General features: G+C 65.6%; 18 protein-coding genes. 9 read left to right on the plus strand and 9 right to left on the minus strand.

All coding sequences use genetic code 11. The features are described from left to right. Window positions 1-7 precede the first annotated feature (7 nt). The 5 genes from ACVIN2_RS30675 to ACVIN2_RS30695 all read right to left on the minus strand — a co-directional run bounded on the left by ACVIN2_RS30675 (window position 8) and on the right by ACVIN2_RS30695 (window position 4,767). Window positions 8-544 (minus strand): Mpo1 family 2-hydroxy fatty acid dioxygenase, encoded by a 537-nt coding sequence (locus ACVIN2_RS30675; protein ID WP_456768449.1) that lies wholly within the window; start codon window positions 542-544, stop codon window positions 8-10. Between the two features lie 154 nt (window positions 545-698). After that, a complete protein-coding gene (locus ACVIN2_RS30680; protein ID WP_456768450.1) occupies window positions 699-1,370 on the minus strand; it encodes an OmpA family protein in 672 nt (223 codons plus the stop codon). Continuing rightward, window positions 1,370-1,786 carry a hypothetical protein gene (locus tag ACVIN2_RS30685; protein ID WP_247403018.1) on the minus strand — a complete coding sequence of 139 codons (417 nt, stop codon included), beginning with the start codon at window positions 1,784-1,786 and terminating at the stop codon, window positions 1,370-1,372. The genes ACVIN2_RS30680 and ACVIN2_RS30685 overlap by 1 nt, the downstream gene beginning before the upstream one ends. Window positions 1,787-1,874: 88 nt before the next feature. Further along, on the minus strand, window positions 1,875-2,165 hold the full coding sequence (locus ACVIN2_RS30690) for a type II toxin-antitoxin system HicB family antitoxin (protein WP_456768451.1): 291 nt from the start codon (window positions 2,163-2,165) through the stop codon (window positions 1,875-1,877). 7 nt (window positions 2,166-2,172) lie between these two features. Next, on the minus strand, window positions 2,173-4,767 hold the full coding sequence (locus ACVIN2_RS30695) for an ATP-dependent helicase (protein ID WP_456768452.1): 2,595 nt from the start codon (window positions 4,765-4,767) through the stop codon (window positions 2,173-2,175). Between the two features lie 240 nt (window positions 4,768-5,007). Here ACVIN2_RS30695 and ACVIN2_RS30700 point away from each other — a divergent pair, with 240 nt between their 5' ends. Continuing rightward, the gene (locus ACVIN2_RS30700; RefSeq protein ID WP_007600914.1) at window positions 5,008-5,181 is read left to right on the plus strand and encodes a DUF1328 domain-containing protein; all 174 of its coding nucleotides are present in this window, start codon (window positions 5,008-5,010) and stop codon (window positions 5,179-5,181) included. 5 nt (window positions 5,182-5,186) lie between these two features. On the opposite strand, the gene ACVIN2_RS30705 is transcribed toward ACVIN2_RS30700, so the two are convergent. Further along, complete coding sequence (locus ACVIN2_RS30705; protein ID WP_456768453.1) at window positions 5,187-5,693, minus strand: thioesterase family protein; 507 nt, start codon at window positions 5,691-5,693, stop codon at window positions 5,187-5,189. Window positions 5,694-5,780: 87 nt separating this feature from the next. Here ACVIN2_RS30705 and ACVIN2_RS30710 point away from each other — a divergent pair, with 87 nt between their 5' ends. Next, window positions 5,781-7,205 (plus strand): FAD-binding oxidoreductase, encoded by a 1,425-nt coding sequence (locus ACVIN2_RS30710; protein ID WP_456768454.1) that lies wholly within the window; start codon window positions 5,781-5,783, stop codon window positions 7,203-7,205. Between the two features lie 50 nt (window positions 7,206-7,255). Continuing rightward, the gene (locus tag ACVIN2_RS30715) at window positions 7,256-7,618 is read left to right on the plus strand and encodes a hypothetical protein (RefSeq protein ID WP_456768455.1); all 363 of its coding nucleotides are present in this window, start codon (window positions 7,256-7,258) and stop codon (window positions 7,616-7,618) included. Between the two features lie 201 nt (window positions 7,619-7,819). Here ACVIN2_RS30715 and ACVIN2_RS30720 read toward each other — a convergent pair whose 3' ends face one another. Beyond that, window positions 7,820-9,487: a SulP family inorganic anion transporter gene (locus ACVIN2_RS30720; RefSeq protein ID WP_456768456.1), complete on the minus strand. Its 1,668-nt coding sequence runs from the start codon at window positions 9,485-9,487 to the stop codon at window positions 7,820-7,822. A 139-nt stretch (window positions 9,488-9,626) separates the two neighbouring features. Next, window positions 9,627-11,114 carry a caspase family protein gene (locus ACVIN2_RS30725; RefSeq protein ID WP_456768457.1) on the minus strand — a complete coding sequence of 496 codons (1,488 nt, stop codon included), beginning with the start codon at window positions 11,112-11,114 and terminating at the stop codon, window positions 9,627-9,629. Between the two features lie 430 nt (window positions 11,115-11,544). Here ACVIN2_RS30725 and ACVIN2_RS30730 point away from each other — a divergent pair, with 430 nt between their 5' ends. The 3 genes from ACVIN2_RS30730 to ACVIN2_RS30740 are packed head-to-tail and all read left to right on the plus strand — an operon-like array spanning window position 11,545 to window position 15,451. Continuing rightward, a complete protein-coding gene (locus ACVIN2_RS30730) occupies window positions 11,545-12,576 on the plus strand; it encodes a TRAP transporter substrate-binding protein (RefSeq protein ID WP_456768458.1) in 1,032 nt (343 codons plus the stop codon). 7 nt (window positions 12,577-12,583) lie between these two features. Then, window positions 12,584-14,461, plus strand: coding sequence for a TRAP transporter large permease (locus tag ACVIN2_RS30735; protein ID WP_456768459.1), 1,878 nt, complete (start codon window positions 12,584-12,586; stop codon window positions 14,459-14,461). Between the two features lie 12 nt (window positions 14,462-14,473). After that, entirely contained in the window at window positions 14,474-15,451 is a 978-nt protein-coding gene (locus tag ACVIN2_RS30740) for a hydroxyacid dehydrogenase (protein ID WP_456768460.1), read from the plus strand. A 7-nt stretch (window positions 15,452-15,458) separates the two neighbouring features. On the opposite strand, the gene ACVIN2_RS30745 is transcribed toward ACVIN2_RS30740, so the two are convergent. Then, window positions 15,459-16,625, minus strand: a complete 1,167-nt coding sequence (locus tag ACVIN2_RS30745; protein ID WP_456768461.1) for an ABC transporter substrate-binding protein — start codon at window positions 16,623-16,625, stop codon at window positions 15,459-15,461. Window positions 16,626-16,940: 315 nt separating this feature from the next. Here ACVIN2_RS30745 and ACVIN2_RS30750 point away from each other — a divergent pair, with 315 nt between their 5' ends. The 3 genes from ACVIN2_RS30750 to ACVIN2_RS30760 all read left to right on the plus strand — a co-directional run bounded on the left by ACVIN2_RS30750 (window position 16,941) and on the right by ACVIN2_RS30760 (window position 23,629). Beyond that, complete coding sequence (locus ACVIN2_RS30750) at window positions 16,941-19,331, plus strand: putative bifunctional diguanylate cyclase/phosphodiesterase (RefSeq protein WP_456768462.1); 2,391 nt, start codon at window positions 16,941-16,943, stop codon at window positions 19,329-19,331. 267 nt (window positions 19,332-19,598) lie between these two features. Further along, window positions 19,599-20,891 (plus strand): MFS transporter, encoded by a 1,293-nt coding sequence (locus ACVIN2_RS30755; protein WP_456769833.1) that lies wholly within the window; start codon window positions 19,599-19,601, stop codon window positions 20,889-20,891. A gap of 152 nt (window positions 20,892-21,043) precedes the next feature. Beyond that, window positions 21,044-23,629: an EAL domain-containing protein gene (locus ACVIN2_RS30760; protein WP_456768463.1), complete on the plus strand. Its 2,586-nt coding sequence runs from the start codon at window positions 21,044-21,046 to the stop codon at window positions 23,627-23,629. Window positions 23,630-23,635 lie beyond the last annotated feature (6 nt).

Below are 23,635 nucleotides of genomic sequence, written 5' to 3' on the forward strand. Positions count from 1 at the left end.
TCTAGAACTATCGGGTTGAAAGGGAATTGGTCGGAGCAGGCGCCAGAATCGCGGCAAGGTCGCGACGGAAGCCCAATGCGATGAATAATTTTGCCATGACAAACATCGGTCCAAGCAGAAAATGCGTGGGGTGGTCGACCATCGACGGCTGTCGCTCCTCGAAAACCTTGTGGCCGACGATTTGCGACGCGACGCCGAGCCCGATCAGCACCGCAAAAATCGACCACATCATGACGATCGAGACCTGATTGCCAATCGCGGTTGCGACCGAAAGCAGCACGATCATCGCGGCGAGGATGCCGAGCCCGATCCCGACGTCCAGCATCAGCCAGTAGGCCAGCACCGGCAGGGCAAGAACCACGGCCAGGCTGACCTCGATCCCGAACAGCGGGAAATGCACCAGCGTCAGCGGCAGCACGGCGCCGGTGAAGAGCAGGAGGATGCCGACCACGTGCATCGCGCAGTTCCAGGGATCGCGATGATATTCGACGTAGTCGGCCAGCTGACGTTGAAAATAACTGGCCATCTCGGTCTCGTGCAGCATGGGGTCGGGCAGGGCGAAAAAAGCCTATAGCACCTGATAGGGCGGTGCACAAACCGGCGTAATTGTCGCGCGAAACCGCGCTGTTGCGCTGTGAGACAGGTCACAAAAGAAACGTGACTTCAAAGGGTTCCGTCAGCCGCCGTGGCGCGTGCGCTCAGCGCTTCTTGGCGGGCTTTTTCGCCGCAGGCGCAGGTGTCGCGGCCGGATGCGCAGGCGCTTCCTCCGGTACCTTGGCGTAGGTCAGGATTTGCAACTGGGCGTTGGCGGCGGAGGTCGGCTTGGCCCGGTCGAGAAACTGCTCCTCGCCGAGGCCGATCGGATGCAGCCGCTTGGTCGAGATCTTGAACGTGTTCACCAGCACGTCGCGAATCGCGTCCGCCCGGCGCTGGCTCAGGATCGCGTTGGCCTCGCGCGTCTTCGCGTTGGATTCGACATGGCCGACGATCAGGAACGTGTAGGGCAGCAGCGAGGCATGGACCAGCGCGTCGGCGAGGCGCCCGACGGTCTGGTAGGACGCCGGCTGGATGATCGGCGTGTCGGCGTCGAACTGGATCTGCGCGGTGAAGGTCGGCAAATTGGCCAGATCAGGCGCGATCAGCGGCCGGTTCACCGGACCCGGATCGTTCTTGATCCTGGCCTTGGCCCGCTCCATCACCTGCAGCTTCAGCGCGGGGATATCGATCTCCGCGGGCTGTTCAAAATGGTTGAGCTTGCCGACGATGTCGTCGCGGGTCGGCGGCGCCGTCTGCGCTTCCGCTGTGCCCGCGAGCAAAGCGAGGCCGAGCGCGATGCATATTCCGGCGGTGGCAAGCCTGATCGCTGGCATCACCGATACCCCGCGTCGTCGACGGCCTTCAGGCAGTTGTTGCTGATGCCCTTGGGCGTCGAGACCAGGCAGGGGACCGCCTTGCTGGTCTCCTTGGTCGAGCCGCCGCAGACCTTGACGATCTCGCGCTGGCAGACGTTCGCCACCGTGACGCGGGCGGCGACGCGCTTCTGGATCGCGTCGAAGGCGCCGAGATAGTCGCTTTGGCACTGCTGGGAGAGCACGTCGCGGTTGCGCGAGAGGCACTCCTTCAGGCGGGTCGAATCCGGGTTGACGCCACGGCAATTGGCGACGATTTCCGCGCCGCAACTTTTCGCCAGCATCCCGATCGCATCGCCAAAGCTCATGGTCTCCGCCGCCGCAAGCGACGGCATACCCAATGCCAGCAAGATCAGTGTGATGGAGCCCCGGACCATGGCCGCATCTGATACGGGGAAGTTCGCGGTGGTCAAGGGCTGTTCGGACCTGAACTGTCGAGAGTCCGACCAGTGCGGCGAACAGTCCTCACTCCGTGGCCTCAGTAAGGGGTGGCCATTCGATCAGGGCGACCGTGTGTTTCCTGAGCTCGTCGGCCACGTCAGGGTCGGCCTTGAGCTCGTCCAATGTCCGTGGCGGGGGAAGTTGGCGGCCGTCCGCGATCAGTTCCTGTGCATAGAAGGCGAGTGCCTCGGGCGCATTCTCCAGGGCCTCATCGACGTCGTCGCCGCCGGAAATGCAGCCGGGCAGGTCGGGAAACCACAGGCCGACGGCTTCGTCCGGGCCGGCGTCCTCGATGATGGCGATGTAGTGCGGCATGCAGGCCTCACGCCCGCTGCACAAAACTATCCACGACCTTCTTCTCCCCCGCCTTGTCGAAGGCGATGGTGAGCTTGTTGCCGTCGATCCTGGTGACGCGGCCATAGCCGAATTTCTGGTGGAAGACGCGGTCGGAGAGGGAGAATTCCGAGGTCGTGCCGGTGGATTTGGCCACCAGCTCGCCCTCGATCGTCAGGGGCCCGCGGCGGCGCGAGGAGAAGCTGCCGAAATCGGGCGAGGACGACTGGGACGAAAACGACGAGGCCTGTTCCTCGAAGCTGCCGCGGCCGCCATTGCCGCCCCCGCCGCCGCCACGATTGCGATTGGCCTGGGCACGCTGCCAGCCGGGGGTCGAATAGGTGGAGCCGAACGCTTCCATGTCGTCGAAGCGGGAGGCGCCGTAGCCGCCGGTGCCGCCCCAGGCGGAGCCGCCCTTGGATTCCGTGATCTCGACATTGGCCGCCGGCAATTCGTCGAGGAAGCGCGACGGGATCGTGGTCGACCAGGTGCCATGGATCCGGCGGTTGGTGGCAAAATAGATTTTGGCGCGGCGGCGAGCCCGGGTCAGGCCGACATGACCGAGCCGGCGCTCTTCCTCGAGGCCGGCGCGGCCCTGTTCGTCGAGCGTCCGCTGGCTCGGAAACAGGCCTTCCTCCCAGCCGGGCAGGAACACGTTGTCGAATTCCAGCCCCTTGGCCGAATGCAACGTCATCAGCGACACCGCGTCCTCATCGGCGCCGCTGTCGCGGTCCATCACCAGCGAGATGTGCTCGAGGAAGCCTTGCAGATTCTCGAACTCCTCCATCGAGCGCACCAGCTCCTTGAGGTTTTCGAGCCGGCCCGCGGCGTCCGCCGAACGGTCTTTCTGCCACATCTCGGTGTAGCCGCTCTCGTCGAGCACGATCTCGGCGAGCTCAGTGTGCGAGGTGACCTCGCGCTGGGCGCGCCAGCGGTCGAACTGGGCGACGACGTCGCGCAAGGATCCGCGCGCCTTTGGCTTCAGCTCGTCGGTGTCGACCACCGCGCGCGCCGCCTCGAACAGCGGAATGCGGCGCTTGCGGGCGTGATCGTGCAGCATCTGCACGGTGGCGTCGCCAAGCCCGCGCTTGGGCGTGTTGACGATGCGCTCGAAGGCGAGATCGTCGGCCGGCGAATTGATGACGCGCAGATAGGCCAGCGCGTCGCGGATTTCGGCGCGCTCGTAGAAGCGCGGGCCGCCGATGACGCGATAGGGCAGGCCGAGCGTGACGAAGCGGTCTTCGAACTCGCGCATCTGGTAGGAGGCGCGCACCAGAATCGCGATCTCGTTGAGCTTGTCGCCCTGGCGCTGGATCTGCTCGATCTCCTCGCCGATGCCGCGGGCTTCCTCTTCCGAATCCCACGAGCCTGTCACCGTGACCTTCTCGCCGTCGTGGTCCTCGGTGCGCAGCGTCTTGCCGAGCCGGCCCTCGTTGTGGGCGATCAAATGCGAGGCGGCGGCGAGGATGTGGCCGGTCGAGCGGTAGTTGCGCTCGAGGCGGATGACCTTGGCGCCGGGGAAATCATGGTCGAAGCGCAGGATGTTGTCGACCTCCGCGCCGCGCCAGCCATAGATCGACTGGTCGTCGTCGCCGACGCAGCAGATGTTCTTGACGTGGGTCTTCTGCTCCTTCTCCCCGCTTGCGGGGAGAAGGTCGGGATGAGGGGGAGTCTCCACGGGCGCGGTGCTTGGAGAGTCCCCCTCACCCGCATCGCTTTGCGATGCGACCTCTCCCCGCACGCGGGGAGAGGTGAAAGAGGAGGGCGCCTGTGACAACAATCGCAGCCACAGATATTGCGCAACGTTGGTGTCTTGATACTCGTCGACCAGGATGAATTTGAAGCGCTGCTGGTACTGCCGCAGGATATCCGGGTGCTCGCGGAAGATGCGGATGTCCTCGAGCAGCAGATCGCCGAAATCGGCGGCGTTCAAAATCTTCAGCCGCTCCTGGTAGCTCGCATAGAGCTTGCCGCCCTTGCCGTTGGCGAACACGGCGGCTTCGCCCGACGGCACCTGCGACGGCGTCAGGCCGCGGTTCTTCCAGCCGTCGATGAGCCCGGCGAGCATGCGCGCGGGCCAGCGCTTGTCGTCGATGTTGTCGGCTTGCAGCAGCTGCTTCAACAGCCGCACCTGATCGTCGACGTCGAGCACGGTGAAGTTCGACTTGAGCTGCGCCAGCTCGGCGTGGGTCCGCAGGATGCGCCCGCCGATGGAGTGGAAGGTGCCGAGCCACGGCATGCCTTCGACGGCATGACCGAGCATCTGACCGAGCCGGTGTTTCATCTCGCGCGCGGCCTTGTTGGTGAAGGTCACCGACAGGATTTCGGAGGGGCGGGCGCGGCCCTGGCTCAGGATATGGGCGATGCGCGTGGTCAGCACGCGGGTCTTGCCGGTGCCGGCGCCGGCCAGCACCAGAACCGGGCCGTCCAGCGTTTCCACGGCCTCGCGCTGCTCCGGATTGAGCCCGGACAGGTATTGCGGGCCCACCGAGGCGCGCGCGCGCGCGGCGATGCCGCCGGCTGCGGGCTGGTGGTCGGGGACGCTCTGGGACGTGATCTTGCTCGGCTCGGTCATGCGAATCATTTGCCCCACGTTGGCACCGCGGGGTGGTGAAAGGGGAGCCTTCTTAACAGGGATTGGTCCCTATATGGGGCCGCGGGCGGGGTTTTCCACGTGCGCGGAAAGCCAATTTGTTCCTGCGGATCAGGCGAATTTCCGGCCCTAACGGCCCGGAACCATTGTTCCGCGTTGGCGATTGGTTCTGTAAGTGAGGCGCGTCAGCCGCGCCGATCGCAGACAGACATCGAAACAGAGGTTCGGATCATGCTTAGCTGGGTTGTGACGTTTCTGGTTATCGCCCTGATCGCCGGTATCCTGGGCTTTGGCGGCCTCGCCGGCGCGTCGATCGAAATCGCCAAGATCATCTTCTTCATCGCGGTCGTGTTGTTCCTGGTCTCGGCCGTTGTTGGACTGGCCCGCGGCCGTAACAGGGTCTAGCGCGCTTACCGCTTCGAGGGCATCGCCACGTTGCGGCCGATGCCCTCAGGCCGCGGCACGGCGCTGTGGGCCTTGACCACCGCCGCAATGCGCTCACGGATGTCTGGTGGAAAAGCCGCCACCTTTCGTGAGCCCATGTCGATGTGGAGCGACATGTTCTCCGAAGTAGCCGACAACCAGCCTTCGGTCGCGTGTCGCAGCTCCTGGAATGTGTGCAGCCGCTTGTCGTCGGCTTCGAGCAGCCAGACCGAGACCTGCACGGGATCGCCGAGGTGGATTTCGCGCAAATACCGCACGTGGCATTCGGCAGTGAAGGTCGAGCCGCCGCGCTCCTTCATGTAGCCCGGCCCGATCCCGAGCGTCAGCCACATCTGGTCGATCGCGCGGTCGAACATCACGTTGTAATAGGCCATGTTGAGGTGGCCGTTGTAGTCGATCCATTGCGGCTCGATCTGCATGGTCGACGCGCGGAACGGTGCGCCCTCGATCGTCGTGGCAGCAGTCTCCGGCATGTGTCCTTCCCCAGCTATGCGTCCGGTCGCTTGACTTGACCGGTGAGATGTCCTTTGCCACGGTTCGTCTCGTCGGGAGGAACGTCCGTGGGTACGACCATCACCAATAATCCGCCGCGGCCGGCGCCGAAAGCCCTCGCGAGCGCGCTGGAGCAGCTTGCCGCGCGGTTCGGCAACCGCCTCATCACTTCGCAGGCCGTCCGCGAGCAGCACGGCCATACCACCACATGGATCGTGAACCAGCCGCCGGACGGCGTGGTGATGGCGCAGGAGACCGCCGACATCCAGGACGTGGTGCGGATCTGCGCGAAAAACGGCGTGCCCGTCATCGCCTTCGGCACCGGCACCTCGCTCGAGGGCCAGGTCAACGCACCCGCCGGCGGCATCTGCATCGACCTGCGCGACATGAACAAGGTGCTCGCGGTGCATGCCGAGGACCTCGACTGCGTGATCCAGCCCGGGGTCACCCGCAAGGCGCTCAACGAGCATCTGCGCGACCAGGGCCTGTTCTTCCCGATCGACCCCGGCGCGGACGCCTCTCTGGGCGGCATGGCCTCGACCCGCGCCTCCGGCACCAACGCGGTGCGCTACGGCACCATGCGCGACAGTGTGCTGGCGCTGAAAGTGGTCCGCGGCGACGGCGAGATCATCACGACCGGCACGCGCGCGAAGAAATCATCCGCCGGCTACGACCTGACGCATCTGTTCGTCGGCGCCGAGGGCACGCTCGGCATCATCTCCGAATTGACCATCCGGCTGCGCGGCATCCCCGATACGATCGCGGCCGGCGCGGTGTCGTTCGAGACCGTGGACGGGGCGTGTCAGGCCGTGATCCTGGCGATCCAGACCGGCATTCCCGTGGCGCGCATCGAGCTGCTCAACGCCGCGCAGGTGCGGGCCTGCAACGCCTATTCGAAGTTGACCCTGCCGGAAACGCCGCTGCTGCTGATGGAATTCCACGGCAGCGAGATCGAGGTCGGCGAACAGTCGAAGGCCTTCGGCGAGATCGCAAAGGATTGTGGCGGCGGCGATTTCTCCTGGACCACCAAGCCGGAGGATCGCACAAAACTGTGGCAGGCGCGGCACGACGCCTATTGGTCGGTGAAGGCGCTGCGGCCCGGTGACAGCATCGGTGTGGTCGCGACCGACGTCTGCGTGCCGATCTCGCGGCTTGCGGAATGCGTCGGCGAGACCGAGGAAGATCTCAAGCGGCTCAACCTGTTGTCGCCGATCGTCGGCCATGTCGGCGATGGCAATTTCCACTGCTCGCTGGTCTGCGACACCAAAGATGCCGACGAAATGGCGCGCGGCGAGGAGTTCATGCATCGGCTGGTCGAGCGCGCGCAGGCCATGGACGGCACCTGCACCGGCGAGCACGGCATCGGCCAGGGCAAGCAGAAATATCTTGCGGCAGAACTGGGCCCCGAGGCGATCGATGCAATGCGGGCACTGAAAAAGGCGCTCGATCCGCAGAACATCTTCAATCCCGGCAAGATCGTACCGGAGGCGTAGCGCCCGGCGTGGCCGCCGTTTATGCTCGCTCCCTCACCACGGAGCAGGCAATGCAGTGGTTCGCCCGCAAGACGCGCCGGGACATCTGGGACGAAGCGATCGAACGGCCGCTCGGCGACATCGAGGCCGCCGAGCGCATCCGTGCGATCTGTGACGCCGCTGCCGCCAGCGCGGCAGGGTCCGCGCGCAACGACAAGCGCGAGAGTGAGCGCTACGAGCGCGCGGCGAAAGTCGCTATGGAAATCGCGATGAAGATCGCGGACGGACTGATGCGCGACGACGCAGTCCGTCGCATCGTCGATCTCTGCATGAAGGCAAACGACCTCAAGACGGCGCAAATCCTGTTTCGGGCGATCCATGCCAGCTGGATCCGCGAAACGGTGCAGCGGGATCATCCGACATTGGCGCAGTGAAAGCGGTGCGCTCCCTCCCCCGCTTGCGGGGGAGGGTCGGGGAGAGGGTGTCTCCGCAACGGGACAATCCCCAAGAGGAAAGAACCCTCACCCGGCGCGCGGGACGATGCTTCGCATCGCCCGGGGACGCGCCGACCTCTCCCGCAGGCGGGAGAGGTTACAGCGAGTTCGCGGCTCGACCTGCGCGAACCAAGGCTGTTCCTATTTCGCCAACTTCCGCACGGCCTCGTCGACGCTGTGGAAGACGTTCTCGCGGGGCAGGGCCTCGAACAGTTTGAATCGCTCGAACGCGTCCTGCGCACGCACCGATTCCAGCCGCGCCAGCGCGACCGTGACACCCTGTTCGCTGCACGCCCTGAACACATCGAGCAGGATCTGTGCGGCGGTGAAGTCGATCTCGACCATGCCGCTCGCCTCCAGCACCAGCAGCTGCGGGGGCGTCGCGCCGAGCACCTTGGACACGTCGCTGCGAAAGCCGGGCGCGTTGAGGAACGACAGCGGCGCCTGCAGCCCGATCACGGCGACGCCGGCGATGCGCTCGCCGGCGATGTGCGGATGCGCCGGCCACCAGATCGTGGTGCCCGGAACGCGCTCGAACTCGACGAGCCGCGCGCGCGTCGTACTCCAGATGCCGTGCAGCAGCGACAGCACGATGCCGAGGAACGCACCCTGCTGGATCGGCAGCACGATGATGAGTGCGGCGGTGGCGGCGATCAGCAGGAATTCGCTCGGGGATTGGCGATAGATCGTGGCGATCTGCTTGACGCGGATGATGCGCAGCGCGACGAACAGCAGGATGCCGCCGAGGGCTGCGTCCGGGACGTGCTGCAGCAATCCCGTTCCAAACGCGAGCAGCGCCAGCACGATCGCAGCGGCGGCGAGACCCGCGAGCTGCGATTGTCCGCCGGTCTCGGCGACAATGCCCGTCCGCGGCGGGCTGGCATTGACCGGAAACGCGCCGAACAGCCCCGACAGCACGCTGCCGGCACCCGCGCCCAGAAAATCGCGATCGACATCGGCCGGCTTGTCGGGATCGGACGGGAACGAGCGTGTCGTTGCCGCAGTCTGCACCATCACCACGACTGTGATGACAAAGGCGAGCGGCACGAGGCGGACCCATTGCTCCGGTGCAAGCTCGGGAAAGGTCGGCCGCGGCAGCGTGCCCGGCACGAGGCCTACGACATTGACGCCCTTGCTCTCGAGGCCGAGCGCGATCGTGGCCAGGGTCGCGGCGACGAGCCCGATCAGCGCGCCCGGAATTTTTGCGCTGACCTTCTCGGCGACGAAGACCACGGCCAGCACACCGAAGCCGATGCACAACGTGAAGGGATTGCTGCGGCCGAGCTCGCTTGCGAGCACACCGATGCGATCGAGCGTCGGCCCGCCCGGCGAGTCCAGCCCCAGCACGCCCGGCAATTGCGACACGATGATGTGGACGGAAATGCCGGCGAGGAAGCCGACCATGACGGGCACGGACAAGAGATTGGCGATGCCGCCGAGGCGGAAGGCACCGCCGGCCAGCATCATCGCGCCGACCATCAGTGCCAGCGCGATCGCGAGTCCCTGATACTCAGGCGAGCCGGCGGCGGCCAGCGCCGCCAGTCCGCCGGCGAAGATCGGCGTGATCGTGGAATCGGCGCCGCAGGACAGGAAGCGGTTGCCGCCGAGCATCGCAAAGCCGAGCGAGCCCGCCATGAAGGCGAAGAAGCCGATCTGCGGCGCGAAGCCGCCGAGCCGCGCCGTGGCCATCTGCTCGGGAATTGCGATCGCGGCCAGCGTCAGCCCCGCCATCAGGTCGCCCGGGAGAGAATAGGACGCGAGTGAGCGAAACAGCGGCCAAGCTGGCTTGGCGTGAGCGTCGTGCGGCATCGATGTGGAGTCCCCGGAAAGCCTGGCGTCAGTCGGTTAGACTACAGCATTTCCGTATCGGGAAGCGGCAGACGCAGTTTATCTCCATCCGATGGCAATGACGGAGGACAGATCTGTCCTCCGTATCTCGCGAGCGGTCTCAGTAACGGCCGCGGTCGTTGTGATAGTCGCCGCCGCGTCCGCCGCCCATACCCATGCCGATCCCGACACCGATGCCAATGCCTTGCATGATGGCGCCGGGCGGCGGGCCGCGATCCGGCGGCGGTGCGCGCTCGTAGATCACTTCATCGGGCGGCGGCCGGCGCGGCCTGGGCGGCGTGTCGACCACCTTGCGCTTCGGCGGCGTGTTGTCGACGCGCTTCTTGATCACGGGCGCAATCGTCGGGTTGACCGGCGTTGCCGGTGCCGAGGGCGTCGAGCACGGGCAGGTCGGCGCCATCGCGACAGCGACCGGGGCAGGAGCGGCCGCGACCACGGCAGGCAAGACGTAGTTGCGGTTCTGCACGCGGAGCAGCAGCCTGCGTGCGGTCGCAGCCAGATCGCTGTTGTCCCAGTTCGCCAGATAAGCCTCGAACGAGGCGCGGGTGTTGATCGCGGTGGCGCGCTCCCACGCTAGCATCTGGCGCCGGCGCTCCACAATCGTGCGCAGGCGCGGGGTACGGGTATCCTGACCATACAACTCGATATAGGCCTGATACGCCGGCACGGTGTCGTCGGTGATCACCATCTCATAGGCGACCATGGCCGGCTTGCCCTGCAAATCCTTGCGCCAGTCCTCGAGGCTGCGCGTGCCGCTTGCAAGCGCCATGGAGGATGCGCCGGGAAGCGCAGGCTGAGCGCCGCTGCCGTCGCCGCCGAAGAACTTGAAGTCGGTCGTCAGCGACGAGCTCTCCCAGGGGATCTGGCGTCCGTCGGTCGATTGCGCCACGGCGACGCGAATGCGCTTGAACACTTCCTCAATCGGCAGATTGGGCTGCTTGGCGACGGTCAGCGCCGCGGTGGTGTAGGGGCTGTCGATGCCGGAGCCATCCTCGGCTTCGGAGCCCGGTGAGGTTGAATAGGAAATGAAGGAGCCCGGCGCGCCGGCCTTGGTGTCGACGATCGCGAGCCCGTGTCCGGCGCCGCTGAGCGCCGGGAACGGGTTGTTGCGGCAGGCATCGAGCATGAAGATGCGGGCTCGTGTCGGCACCGCGCCGAGCGTGTTGAGCAAATCGTTCAGTCGTACGCCTTGCAGCGGAATGTCGGCCTCGCGCTTGGGGTCGAGATCGACGGGAACGAGATAGTTCTCGCCGTCGATCTGGAGGCCGTGGCCGGCATAGAACACCAGCGCGACGGTGTCGGCGCCGCTGGCGCTGACCTTGCCGGCGAAATCCGAGATCGCCTGACGCATGTCGTTCTGCGCCAGATTGGATGCCGTGGTGACCGTGAAGCCGGCATTGCCGAGCAGCTCCGTCATGCCCTTGGCGTCGTTGGCTGCGTTGGGCAGTTCCGGCACGGTACGATAGGCCGATTGACCGATCACGAGTGCGAGCCGCGCTTCGGCCGCCGCGTCCGTGGGCGTCGTCAATTGCGTGAGCGCGAGAAGACCGGATGCAAGAAACAAATTGCTAAGAACTGGACGGCGCATGGTGTCACCTCCATCGGCAATGCGCACGATGATGTCACCTTTTCTAGGTGGCCGCCATGCGTCTGTCTGTGCACTGGATCACGTTGAGCTGCGGCAAAATGGGGCAGGAGGTCTGCCAGAGCCAGTGCGGCATCGTTCTGGCGCCATCCATGTGAATTGCGCATTGATCCATGCGCCAATTAGATTGATTGCCGATGCCGCGCGAAAGCATCCTCTCGCACAATGGGCCCGATGCCGGTCTAAGCGAGAATCCCGCAAAAAACACGGCTGTTTCGCCACGCGCTGATGCCGTCGATCCTCGCGACGCGCCGCTTTGCAACGGCCGGCTGCAAGCCTTGCCTGCGCCGTCGCTTTGGCCATACAGTCCGCGCAACGGGCTGCGGCAACGACCGTAGCTCGAAAAAAACAATAATTGGGGAGAAACCGCATTATGTCCATCGTGCCCGTGAACCGTCGCGCGTTCATCAAGTCGTCGACGGGACTTGCCGCCGGCCTCGTGTTCTCCCCCGCACTCATCGGCCGCGCCGAAGCCGCGACCTTGAAGCTGAAATGCTCCTCCTCGCTGCCAAACGATCCCAAATTCGCCAACGGCCGCGTCTATTACGACAATCTCGTGAAGAACCTGAAGGCGAACGGCCTCGGTGAGCAGGTCGAGGTCGCGTTCTTTCCCGACAACCAATTGGGTCAGGAAATCGACGTCATCAACTCGGTGAAGCTCGGCGTCATCGATCTCATGGTCTCGGGCTCGTCGATCTCGGCCAATCTGGTGCCGCTGGTCGGGACCTTCGATCTCGGCTTCCTGTTCTCGAGCTTTCCGCAGCAGACCAAAGCGTTCGATTCGGGCGCCGCCAAGCCGATCGAGGACGCGCTGCTCAAGGGCAGCAACATCCGCATCATCGCCTGGGCGTATAATTTCGGCTCACGCAGCGTACTGGCGCGGAAGCCGGTGAAGACGCCGGAAGATCTCGCCGGCCTGAAGATCCGCACCCTGCCGAACCCCGTCATTACGGAATGCCTGCGCCTGATGGGCGCCGCGGCGACGCCGCTGGCGTTCGGCGAAATCTACACGGCATTGCAGGCCGGCGTGCTGGACGGGCTCGAGCATGATCCGCCGACCATCCTGGCGAGCAAGTTCTTCGAAACGGCGAAATTCTATTCACTGACGCAGCACAATTTCTCGCCGCTCGCGATTTATTTCAGCGACGCGACCTACAATCGCATGGATCCGAAGCTGCGCGACGGTTTCCTCGATGCCGCGAAGAAGGCCGCGGCCGACACGCGGACCCACGGGCTCGCGGTCGAGAAGGAGGCGCTGTCGGCCTTGACCGAAAAGAGCGTGACGGTGGCCGAATGCGACCGCGAGGCGTTCAAAAAGCGCGTCGCGCCGCAGATCGAGAACTTCATCAAGGCGCGGCCGGACTCCAAGGCCGTCATCGACATCATCCGCGCCACGCAGGCCTGACGTGGCAATGACAGCTGCCGTACCTCTCTCGGGCGGCCGCCACGGGAGCATCGCCCTGCTGCTTCGCGTCAGCGACGCGATCGCGGCCATTCTGCTGGCCGCGGATCTCGTCGTCGTCTGCGGTTCCGTGCTGCTGCGCTTCTGCTTCAACGCGCCGGTCGAATGGTCCGACGACGTCGCGCGCGGCCTGATGGTCGGGTCGGCCTTCTTCGGCGCGGCGAGTGCGCTCGCGCGCGGCGAGAATGTCGGCGTCTCCTTCTTCCGCGACCTGGCGCCGGTACGGCTGCGCGCGCTGGTCGATGCCGCGAGTGCGCTGCTGGTGGTGCTGATCTCGGCCTATGTCGCCTACAACGCCATCAAGCTGGGCTCGTTGACGGCGGGCCAGACCACCGGATCCGGCTTGCCGCTGGAGCTGACCTTCTACCCGATGGGCGCCGGCGCGCTGTTCATGACGGTGTTTGCGATCGACCAGCTCTGCGCCAGGCCGCTCCCCGATATCGTCAGAGGCCTCGTCGCGATTGCCGTCGTGACCGGCCTCTATCTCGCCTGGGATTATCTGTCGCCCGCCACGGTGCCGTCGGCGGGCACGCTGATGCTGATCGGTTTCTTCGCGACGTTAGTCGGCGGCTTGCCGATCGGCTTCGCGCTGGCGCTGGCCGCGCTGATCTTCATCTGGGTCGAGGGCGCGCTGCCCGGCGTGATCTTCGCGCAGCAGATGGCGCGCGGCATCGACAATTTCGTGCTGCTCGCGATTCCGTTCTTCATTCTCGTCGGCTACCTCATGGAAGCCAACGGCATGTCGGTGCGGCTGATCGAGCTGTTGCAGCGCGGGGTCGGCCGCATGCGCGGCGGCCTCAACGTCGTGATGGTGGCCTCGATGGTGCTGTTCTCCGGCATCTCGGGCTCGAAGATGGCTGACGTCGCCGCTGTCGGCTCCGTGCTGATTCCGGCCGCGCGCCGCTCGAAGCAGAATCCGGGCGGCGCGGTGGCGCTGCTCGCGGCCTCTGCAGTGATGGCGGAGACCATTCCGCCCTGCATCAATTTGATCATCCTGGGTTTCGTCGCGAATTTGTCGATCGGCGGCCTGTTCGTCGCAGGGCTGTTGCCGGCAGCGCTGATGGCGCTGGCCTTGATCGCCGTCTCCATCATCTTCGGCAAGACTCCAACTGAGTCCCCAGCTGAGACTCCATCTGATGCCGAGGACATCGCGCCGCAGATGCCGGTGTCGGGTCTGTGGAGCGGCGCGATCGCCTCGTTCGGCCTGATCTTCATGATCTTCTTCGGCTTCAAGAGCGGCTTTGCCACCGCCACGGAGATCTCGGCCTTTGCCGTGGCTTATGCACTCGTCGTCGGCAGCGTGGTGTTCCGCGAGCTCAGCTTCACATCGGCCGCGCACAGTTTCGTGCAGGGCGCGACGCGCGCGGGGCTCGTGCTGTTCATCGTCGCGGCGGCGCAATCGCTGGCGTTCACGCTGACCTTGCAGCAGGTGCCGCATGCGGTCGGCGATTTCATGCTGGGATTGTCCAAGACCAGCGGTACCTGGCTGTTTATCCTGCTCGCGATCGCCGTGCTGATCGTGATGGGCTCGGTGCTGGAGGGCGCGGCCGCGCTGATCATCTTCGGTCCGTTGCTGCTGCCGGTGGCCGTGCAGCTCGGCATCGATCCCCTGCATTTCGGCGTGGTGCTCGTGATCGCGATGGGCATCGGCCTGTTCGCGCCGCCGCTCGGGCTCGGGCTTTACGGCGCCTGCCTGATCGGCAACGTGCCGATCGAGCAGACGGTGAAGCCGATCATGGGCTATCTCGGCCTGTTGTTCCTTTGCCTGCTCGTGATCGCGTTCGTGCCATGGCTCAGCACGGCATTGCCGCGCGCGTTCGGCTACTGAAGGAGTGTTGCCGTGAAAGTCCTGCTGGCCCACACGCCGGAGATGCGTCGCAATTACTACGGCGATCGTAGCCTGAACGGTTTGCGCGCGACTGCCGAGGTGGTCCTGCACGAGAGCGATGAGACGCTGGTCTCAGCCAGCCTCGTGCGCGCTGCGCACGATGTCGACATCATCGTGGCCGACCGCATGACCGAGGGACGCGGCGAGATCTTTGCGCAACTGCCGCGCCTGCGCGCCTTCGTCCGCTGCGCCGTCGACATCCGCAACGTCGATGTCGAGGCCGCCTCCAACGCCGGCGTGCTCGTGACCCGCGCCGGGCCCGGCTTCGTGCAAGCCGTTGCCGAGCTCGCGCTCGGCTTCATGGTCGATCTCTCCCGCGGCGTATCCCGGGCGACGGCCGACTACCAGGCAGGCCGCAACCCGGAAGCGCGGATGGGACGTCAGCTCGCCGGCAGCAAGATCGGCATCATCGGCTATGGCAGCATCGGGCGTTACCTCGCCGATATCGCCAAGGTGATGCGCATGGAGGTGCTGGTCGCAGATCCCTTTGCGACCGTGAGCGACAGCGCCATCCGGCAGGTCAGCCTCGATGAGCTCCTCGCCGCGTCCGACTATGTCGTCTGCCTTGCCATCGCCAATGAGCAGACGGAAAATTTGATCGGCGAGGCGGCGCTGGCGCGGATGCAGAAACATGCCGTTTTCATCAATCTCTCGCGCGGCAACCTCGTCGACGAAGCGGCGCTGGCGAAGGCATTGCTCGAAAATCGTATCGCGGGTGCCGCGATGGATGTCGGCCGCGCGCCCGATCAGATGCCCAGCCCGGAGCTTGCGAAGCTTCTCAACGTCATTGTCACGCCGCATGTCGGCGGCCTGACGCCGCAGGCGATCGAATACCAGTCGCTGGAAACCGTGCGCCAGGTCGAGGCCATCGTCAAAGGCGAGATCCCGCAAGGCGCCGTCAACGCAGACCGCTGGACGCGTCGGCCCTGATCCGGCTCTACAGCCGGTCGACTGCTTTGAACGTCCCGTCCTTCTGGATCACCGTCAAAAACACCTTCGGTGGCGCGTCGAGCATGCGCATGCCGACGGTGACGGTGCTGCCGCTGATGTCGAAGCGGCCGACATCGTTGATGGCGCGCAGCAGGCTCGCGCGCGTCAGTTGCGGTCCGGCTTGTTCCAGCGCCGCGGCGGCGAGACGGCCGGCGAGGTAGCCTTCGAGCGACACGAAGTCCGGTGTCAGCGTGGGGTCGAGCGCCGTCTGCGCCGCCTGGTAGTCGCCGACCAGCTTGAGCGAGCGGTCCCAGGGAAACGGCACGACCTCGGTGACGACGACGCCTTCGCCCTCGGGGCCGAGCTCCCGGGCGAGCGCCACGGCGCCGACGAAGGAGATGTTTACGAAGGTCGGACGAGCGCCGCTGCGGTGCGCGAGCTTGATGAACTCCGCGCAGGGACCGTAGGTCCCGACCATGACGATCGCCTCGGGTTCGACGCGCTTGATCGTGCGCCAGGCGGAAGCGACGGCGCGGGTGTTGCGCTCGAAGGTGCCCTCGGCGGCGAGCTCGAGGCCCCGCCTGGCAAGCGCGCGCTTCACGCCGGAAAGACCGTCGCGCCCGAAGGAATCGTCCTGGTAGAAAATAGCGATGCGGGTGAAATGGCGATCCTCCGTGAGGTGCTTGACCCACGCCTCGGCCTCGGCGCCATAGCTCGCGCGGATGTTGACCACGTTGGTAAGCTCGAGGTCGCGCAAAAATTCAGCGCCGCTGAACGGACCGATGAAGGGCACGTTCCTGGCGCTGGTGATCGGTATCGTCGCCACCGCGGTCGGCGTGCCCACCGCGCCGATCAGCGCGAACACCTTGTCGTCCTCGATCAGCCGCAGCGTCTGCGCTACCGAGCGGTCGGGATCGTAGCCGTCGTCGCGGCTGATGAGCTGGAGCTTGCGGCCGTGGACGCCGCCTTTGGTGTTGATCTCGGTGAAAGCTGCGACGATGCCCTGCCGCATCCGCTGTCCGAGTGTGGAGGAGGGACCCTCGAGTGCTGCGGCCTGGCCGAACAGGATCGCATCCTCGCTGACGCCGATCTCGTCGGCTTTCGCCGGCAGCATGGTTGCTGCCAGGAGGGCGACGGTGACGACGATGGATGTCGTAGATCGAGATCGATACATCAAAAAAGTCTACGGGTGCGGGGAGTGGTTTCGGGTAAACCTATCGCCGCAGGATGAATCGCCGATGTATCGGCGGCTCCGTACTACTCCGGGGAAAACCGGCAACTTATTTCGACAAAGCCCGCATCATCCTGCACTTCATTAACTAAGCCGGCTAATGCAGAAAAGCCGCTTTCCGAAATTGTGCAGTTCTTAACCGCGGTCCTGTTCCGATAGTGGCTCAGGCGGCTCAACCAGAGGTTCGGTTGGCCGGGAGAGGGGACGGCGGTTTCTGGAATGGGCGGTCGGGATCAGAACGATCAGGATCGGGGACGTATGACCGGATGGTGGCGTGCCGCGCCGCTGCTCGGGCTCTATCGCCCTGCGCTCGTCGCCGTCGGAATCGGTCTTCTGTTCTCGGTCGCGGGTGCGGCCGCGGTGGCGCGGTGGGAAGGCCGCGTCAACAAGATCGAGTTCGAGAACGCGGCCGAGACCGAAGTGATCGTCATGCAGAACGGCATGAGCGAGTACATCTCCAGGCTCGTCGCGCTGCGCACGCTGTTCGAATCGACCAACCAGGAGATCACCCGCAGCGAATTCGAGACCTTCAGTGCCCGCCTGTTCGAACGCCATCCCGGCATGCTGCGCATCTCCTGGGTGCCGCGCGTGAACCGCAAGGAGCGCGCCGAATATGAGGCCGCGGCGATCACGGACGGTGTGTCCGGCTATCGCATCAAGTCGCTCCAGGGCGATGCGTTCGCTACCGCGCCGCAGAGCGACGAATATTTTCCGGTGCTCTACTCGACCCAGCCGAAGACGTCTCCGGTCTATGGCATGGACTACGCGACCATTCCGGAGCGCCGCACGATCCTCGAGCGCGCACGCGACACCGACCGCGTCTCGGCCATTCGCACCCGCCTCTACGAGCCGAAGGCGGGCGGCCGGTTGCCCGACGTCCTCGTCGCCATTCCTGTCTACGCCAAGGGAACATCGCGCGACACCGTCGTGGACCGGCGCCGCAATCTCGCCGGCTTCGTCGTCGGAGTCTTCGACCTGCCGCTGCTGATCCAGTCCATTCGCGCGACCACCGGGGCAAGCCCCGCGGTCAGCGTCAACGTCTATCCGCCGTTTACGGCGCAGATCGTCGGCCTGGAGGACATGCTGCCGGATTATTCGTCGGCCGCGACGGCGCCGCAGTCGATGCGGGACGTCGCGCGGACCTTGCACTGGTCGGGCAATCTCAAGATCGGCGACATGGATTGGCAGGTGCGGGCGGTTCCGGCTGCCGGCGGTCCGCTGGAGACGACTTACGATCGCGCGGGCGCGGTGCTGATCGTCGGCATGCTGCTGACGCTGTCGCTTTCGACCTATCTCATGCTCGCAAGCCGCAATTCGCAGCGGCTGTCGCTGGCGAACCGGCGGGTGCTCGAACTCGCCCAGACCGACATCCTGACCGGATTGCCGAACCGCGCCTTCTTCCTCGCCCGGCTCGACGAGCTCAATGGCCGTTTGATGGACGCCGGTCCGACCTTCTCGATCCTGATGCTCGACCTCGACCGCTTCAAGAACGTCAACGACTCGCTCGGTCACGGTGCGGGCGATGCGCTGCTGCGTCAGGTCGCAGAGCGGTTGAAATCCGCGCTGCGCGCCAGCGACGTGCTGGCCCGCCTCGGCGGTGACGAATTCGCCATCATCCAGGAAGCTTGCGAGGATCAGCGCGTCTGCTCGACCGAACTGGCGGGGCGGATTGCCAAGCTCGTCGCCGAGCCGTTCCTTCTTCCCGGACATCGCGTCGAGATCGGCACCAGCATCGGCATTGCGATCGCGCCCGATCACGGCACCGATCAGGAGCAGCTGCTGAAGAAGGCCGACCTGGCGCTGTACCGCTCGAAGTCATCGGGTCGCAACTGCTTCACCATCTACGACAAGGCGATGTCGGCCGAGCTCGAGGCGCGCAGCACGCTGGAAGGCGATTTGCGCGACGCCATCGCGCGGTGCCAGCTCGAGGTGCACTACCAGCCCTTCGTCGACGCCCTCAGCGGCGCGCGGCGCGGCTTCGAGGCGTTGGTGCGCTGGCGGCATCCGACGCGCGGCTTGATTCCGCCGGACCAGTTCATCCCGCTTGCGGAGGAGACCGGGCTGATCGTGCCGCTCGGCGAATTCGTGCTGCGACGCGCCTGCGCGGACGCGGCCGGCTGGCCGTCCGAGCTCGCGGTCGCCGTCAACCTGTCGCCGATCCAGTTCAAGGAGGCCGAGCTGTTCGAGATGATCAGCGCGGCGCTCGCGGATTCCGGGCTGCCGCCGCAGCGGCTGGAGATCGAGATCACGGAATCCGTGCTGCTGGAGCGTGGCGTCCAGAACCACGCCTTCATGGAGCGGCTGAAGAGCATCGGCATCGCGCTCGCGCTCGACGATTTCGGCACCGGCTATTCGTCGCTCAGCTATCTGACCGCGTTCCCGTTCGACAAGATCAAGATCGACAAGTCGTTCATCCGCAACCTCACGCATCAGCCGCGCTGCTCCGCCATCATCTCCTCGATCGTGACGCTGGCGCGCGGGCTGGACATGTCGGTCACCGCCGAAGGCGTCGAGACCCGCGAGGAATACGAACGGCTGAAGGCGCTCGGTGTCAATTTCGCGCAAGGCTATCTGTTCGGCCGCCCGCACCCGATCGAACGGATTCTGTTCGACGTGCCCGTCAAACCGTCCCAACGCGACGCCGCCTGAGCGCCCGCCTCGTCCTTCGAGACGACCGCTTCGCGGTCTCCTCAGGATGAGGCTGAGTGGCATCGGAGCCCGTCGAACTGCTACCGCACACTCCGTCCTCATCCTGAGGAGCCCGCCTAAGGCGGGCGTCTCGAAGGATGGCCGTGGGCGAGGTGTTTGCCAGTCCTTCTTCTGATGCGATCACGTTACTCAACGGGCATGCGCGAAAAGCGCTTGACCCGGGCAGCCCCGGATGGTCGGAAGGACCGTCCAGGGATGAAACACACAATGCGGCTTCCGTTCTTCTACGGCTGGGTCGTGGTCGCGGTGACCTTCGTCACCATGGCCATCGGCGTCAACGCGCGCACCGCCTTCTCGCTGTTCTTTCCTCCCATCATCTCCGAGTTCGGCTGGGAGCGCGGCGTCACCGCGGGCGCCTTTTCCTTCGGCTTCGTGGTGTCGGGCATGGTCAGCCCGCTGATCGGCCGGCTGATGGACCGCGCCGGCCCGCGCGCGGTGATGGAGCTCGGCGTCGTTCTGATGGGCGGCGGATTGCTGCTCGCGCCGCTCACGAGCCAGCCCTGGCATCTCTATCTCACCATCGGCGTCATGGTCGGCGCCGGCTCGGTGTGTCTCGGTTATTCCGGGCAGTCGCTGTTCCTGCCGAACTGGTTCATCCGCACGCGCGGCCTCGCCATCGGCATCGCCTTCGCCGGGGTCGGCATCGGTTCGGTGACGCTGCTGCCGTGGGTGCAGCACATGATCGAAGGAACCGGCTGGCGCACCGCCTGCACGGCGATGGGCCTGATGATCCTGATCGTGCTGGCGCCGATCAATCTGTTCCTGCACAGGCGCCCCGAGGATATCGGCCTGCGGCCCGACGGCGATGCCGCGCCGGTCGCGGGCGCCGCAAAACCCGTCTCCAACATCGTCGATCCCGTCTGGGCCGGGACCGAATGGACACTCCGGAAAGCGGTCGCCACGACGCGGTTCTGGTGGATCGCGCTCGGCTATTTCTGCGGCCTCTACATCTGGTACGCGGTGCAGGTGCACCAGACCAAATTCCTGCTCGACATCGGCTTCAGCCCGGGTGTCGCGGTGTGGGCACTCGGCATCGTCAGCCTGCTCGGCATTCCCGGCCAGATCCTGCTCGGCCATGTCTCCGACCGGATCGGGCGGGAATGGGTGTGGGCGATCAGCTGCGCGGGTTTTGCGATCTCTTTCGCGGCACTGATGGCCCTGAAATTCCAGCCTTCATCGTGGCTGGTCTACCTCATGGTGTTCACGCAAGGCGCACTCGGCTACGGCCTGACCTCGATCATGGGCGCGGTGGTGTTCGAGATTTTTCAGGGCAAGCACCAGGGCAGCATTTTCGGCACGATCATGCTGGCGGCATTGGCCGGCGGCGCCGCCGGACCCTGGGTCACCGGCTTGCTTTACGATCGGGCCGGCGACTACACGCTCGCCTTTGGCGTTGCCATCATCGTGAGCGGATTGTCGGCGCTCTCGATCTGGCAAGCCGCGCCCCGCAAGGTGCGCGCCGTCGCCGGCAAGCTTCCGGTGGGCGCCGGCGCCGAATAGGTTCCGTACGCAGCGGATTACCTTCGCGTCTTTTGCCGAACGTTAAGCATGTCGCGTCTTGGCGCGGTGCGACCCGGCTGCAAGAACGTCTTGGACACCATCGCGGCGCTAGCCTCGGTTGCCATATCTTCCCGATGCCTCCGGGTCTAGCGATGTCTGCCTCCGATTGTGCCATGACAGAAACTCCGGAAGTGCTGTTGGCCGCGCTCGAACGCGCCGAAGAGGGCATCGTCATCGTCGACAGCGCGCATCGCATCACGCATTTCAATGCCGGTGCAGAGCGGATCTGGAATCTCGCACGCGCTGATGTGCTCGGCCGCGACGCCGAAATTCTCACCCTCAAATGCCTTCAGGCCGAACCGTGTGCGGAGTTCCGGGACGAGATCAGCCTGGTGCGCCGTGACGGCAGCCGGATCCGCGCGGCCATCTCGCTTTCATCGATTGCAAGTGGCGGCATTGCCTATCGCATCGTGTTCGCGCGCGACGTCACCGCGGACGCCGAACGCCGCGTCAGGATCCGGCTTCTCAACGCCGTCTCCGACCAGACCAACCGCGCGGTGCTCATCACCGATACCGACCAGAACATCGTCTACGTCAATTCCGCCTTCACGACGCTGTTCGGCTACACCAGCGAAGAAGCCGAGGGCCGCCGTGCGAGGGGGTTGATCGCCGGCCGCCACACCGATCGCAAGGCTGTTGCGAAACTCGTCAAGCGCCTGATGCATGGCGGCCACCGCGGCGAGATCGAGATGCTCGCCTATGACAAGGACGGCGAGGAGATCTGGGTCTGCGCCCGCATCGATGCCTTCCGCGACAAGAAAGGCCAGGTCAAGCACTTCTTCGCGCTGCTCGAGGATATCACCGAGACCAAGCAGTTGCGATCGCTGCAGCAGCTCATCATGGGCGCGCTCGCCGACGAGGTCCCGATCGGCGAGATCGCCGACCGGCTGTGCCGCCGTGTCGAGCAGATCGCGCCCGACGTCGTCTGTTCGCTGCTGCACATCGATGCCGCGGGCCTGATCCATCCGCTCGGCGGCCCAAGCCTGCCCGAAGACTATTCCCGCGCACTGGACGGCGTTGCCATCGGCCCCAATGTCGGCTCGTGCGGAACCGCGGCGTTCTACGGCGAGCCGGTGCTGGCGACCGATCTGGAGACTGACCCGCGCTGGCAGCCCTACAAGGCGATGCCGCTCGCGGTTGGCCTGCGCGCATGCTGGTCGACGCCGGTCAAGGCCAAGGACGGACGGGTCATCGCCACCTTCGCCTTCTACTACCGGGAGCCGCGCGCGCCGAGCAATTGGCATCGGCGCATCGTCGAGGCCTGCGTCAATCTCGGCGCCTTCGCGATCGAGCGCAAGGAAGCGCGCGCCGAGATCGCGCGGCTCGCCTATCACGATATCCTCACCGGCCTGCCGAACCGCGCACAATTGCGGCGCCTGATCACCACCGCGATCGACGCCTGCCCGACCGGCAGCCACGTCGCGCTGGCCTTCCTCGACGTCGATCATTTCAAGGACGTCAACGACACGCTCGGTCATGCCGCCGGCGACGAGCTCCTGATCCAGCTGGCGCAGCGCCTGCGCGAGCAGATCGGACCCGAGGACATGCTGGGGCGGCTCGGCGGCGACGAGTTCGTGATCCTGCTGCCGCGACGCAACGCCGAGGGTGCCGAGCGCGTCGCGGCCGGAATCACCGAAGCGCTGGCCGCGCCGCTGCGGCTCGGCTCCAGGCAGCTGCAGATGTCGGCGAGCATCGGCGTCAGCCTCTATCCCGATCATGCCACCGACATCGACACCCTGATGCAGCAGGCGGACGCGGCCATGTACATGGCCAAGCAGGCGGGACGTTCGACCCATCGCCTGTTCAGCGCCGAGATGAACGGGCTCACCGAGCAGCGGTTGGCCTTGATTGCGGCGCTGCGCCGCGCCATCGCCGAGGGCGCGCTGACCCTCCGCTATCAACCGCAGATCCGCAGCTGCGACGGCGCGATCCATGGCGTCGAGGCGCTGGCGCGCTGGCACGATGCCGAGCTCGGCGACGTCTCGCCGGCAAAATTCATCCCGCTCGCCGAAGAGTGCGGCCTGATCGAGCAGATCGGCCTGTGGTCGGTGCGCGAAGCCTGCCGGCAGATGGCGAGCTGGCGCCGCGCCGGGCTCGAGATTCCATCCGTGTCGGTGAACCTGTCGCCGATCAATTTTCGCAACGTCACGCTGGCCGCGCGGCTCAAGGACATCCTCGCCGAATACGATCTGCCGGCGGATGCGCTGATGCTCGAGATCACCGAGGGCGCGTTCATGCAGGACAGCGTCGCCGCGCTCGAGACGATGAACGCGATCCGGGAGCTCGGCGTCGGGCTTTCCGTGGACGATTTCGGCACCGGCTATTCCAGCCTGAGCCGGCTCGCCCATCTGCCGATCCGCGAACTGAAGATCGACCGCAGCTTCATGCGCGACATCGAGCGTGACGCGGGCGCGCTCGCGATCGCCACCGCCGTGGTGCGCGTCGGGCAGGGCCTCGGCATGACGGTCGTCGGCGAAGGTGTCGAGACCGAGGCGCAGCGCAAGGTGCTGGCCGAACTTGGCTGCGACGTCGTGCAGGGTTTTCTTTACGCGCCCGCGCTCGCGCCCGTCGCCTTCGAGCGCTGGCTGATCGAGCACTGCGCCGAGCAGGCGCGGGCGATGCTGGCTCGTCTCGACGTTGCACCGGCCGGCGCGACCGCGGTGAAGCGGTCGGCCTAGAAGCGA

It is taken from the genome of Bradyrhizobium sp. USDA 3650 (assembly GCF_054057395.1).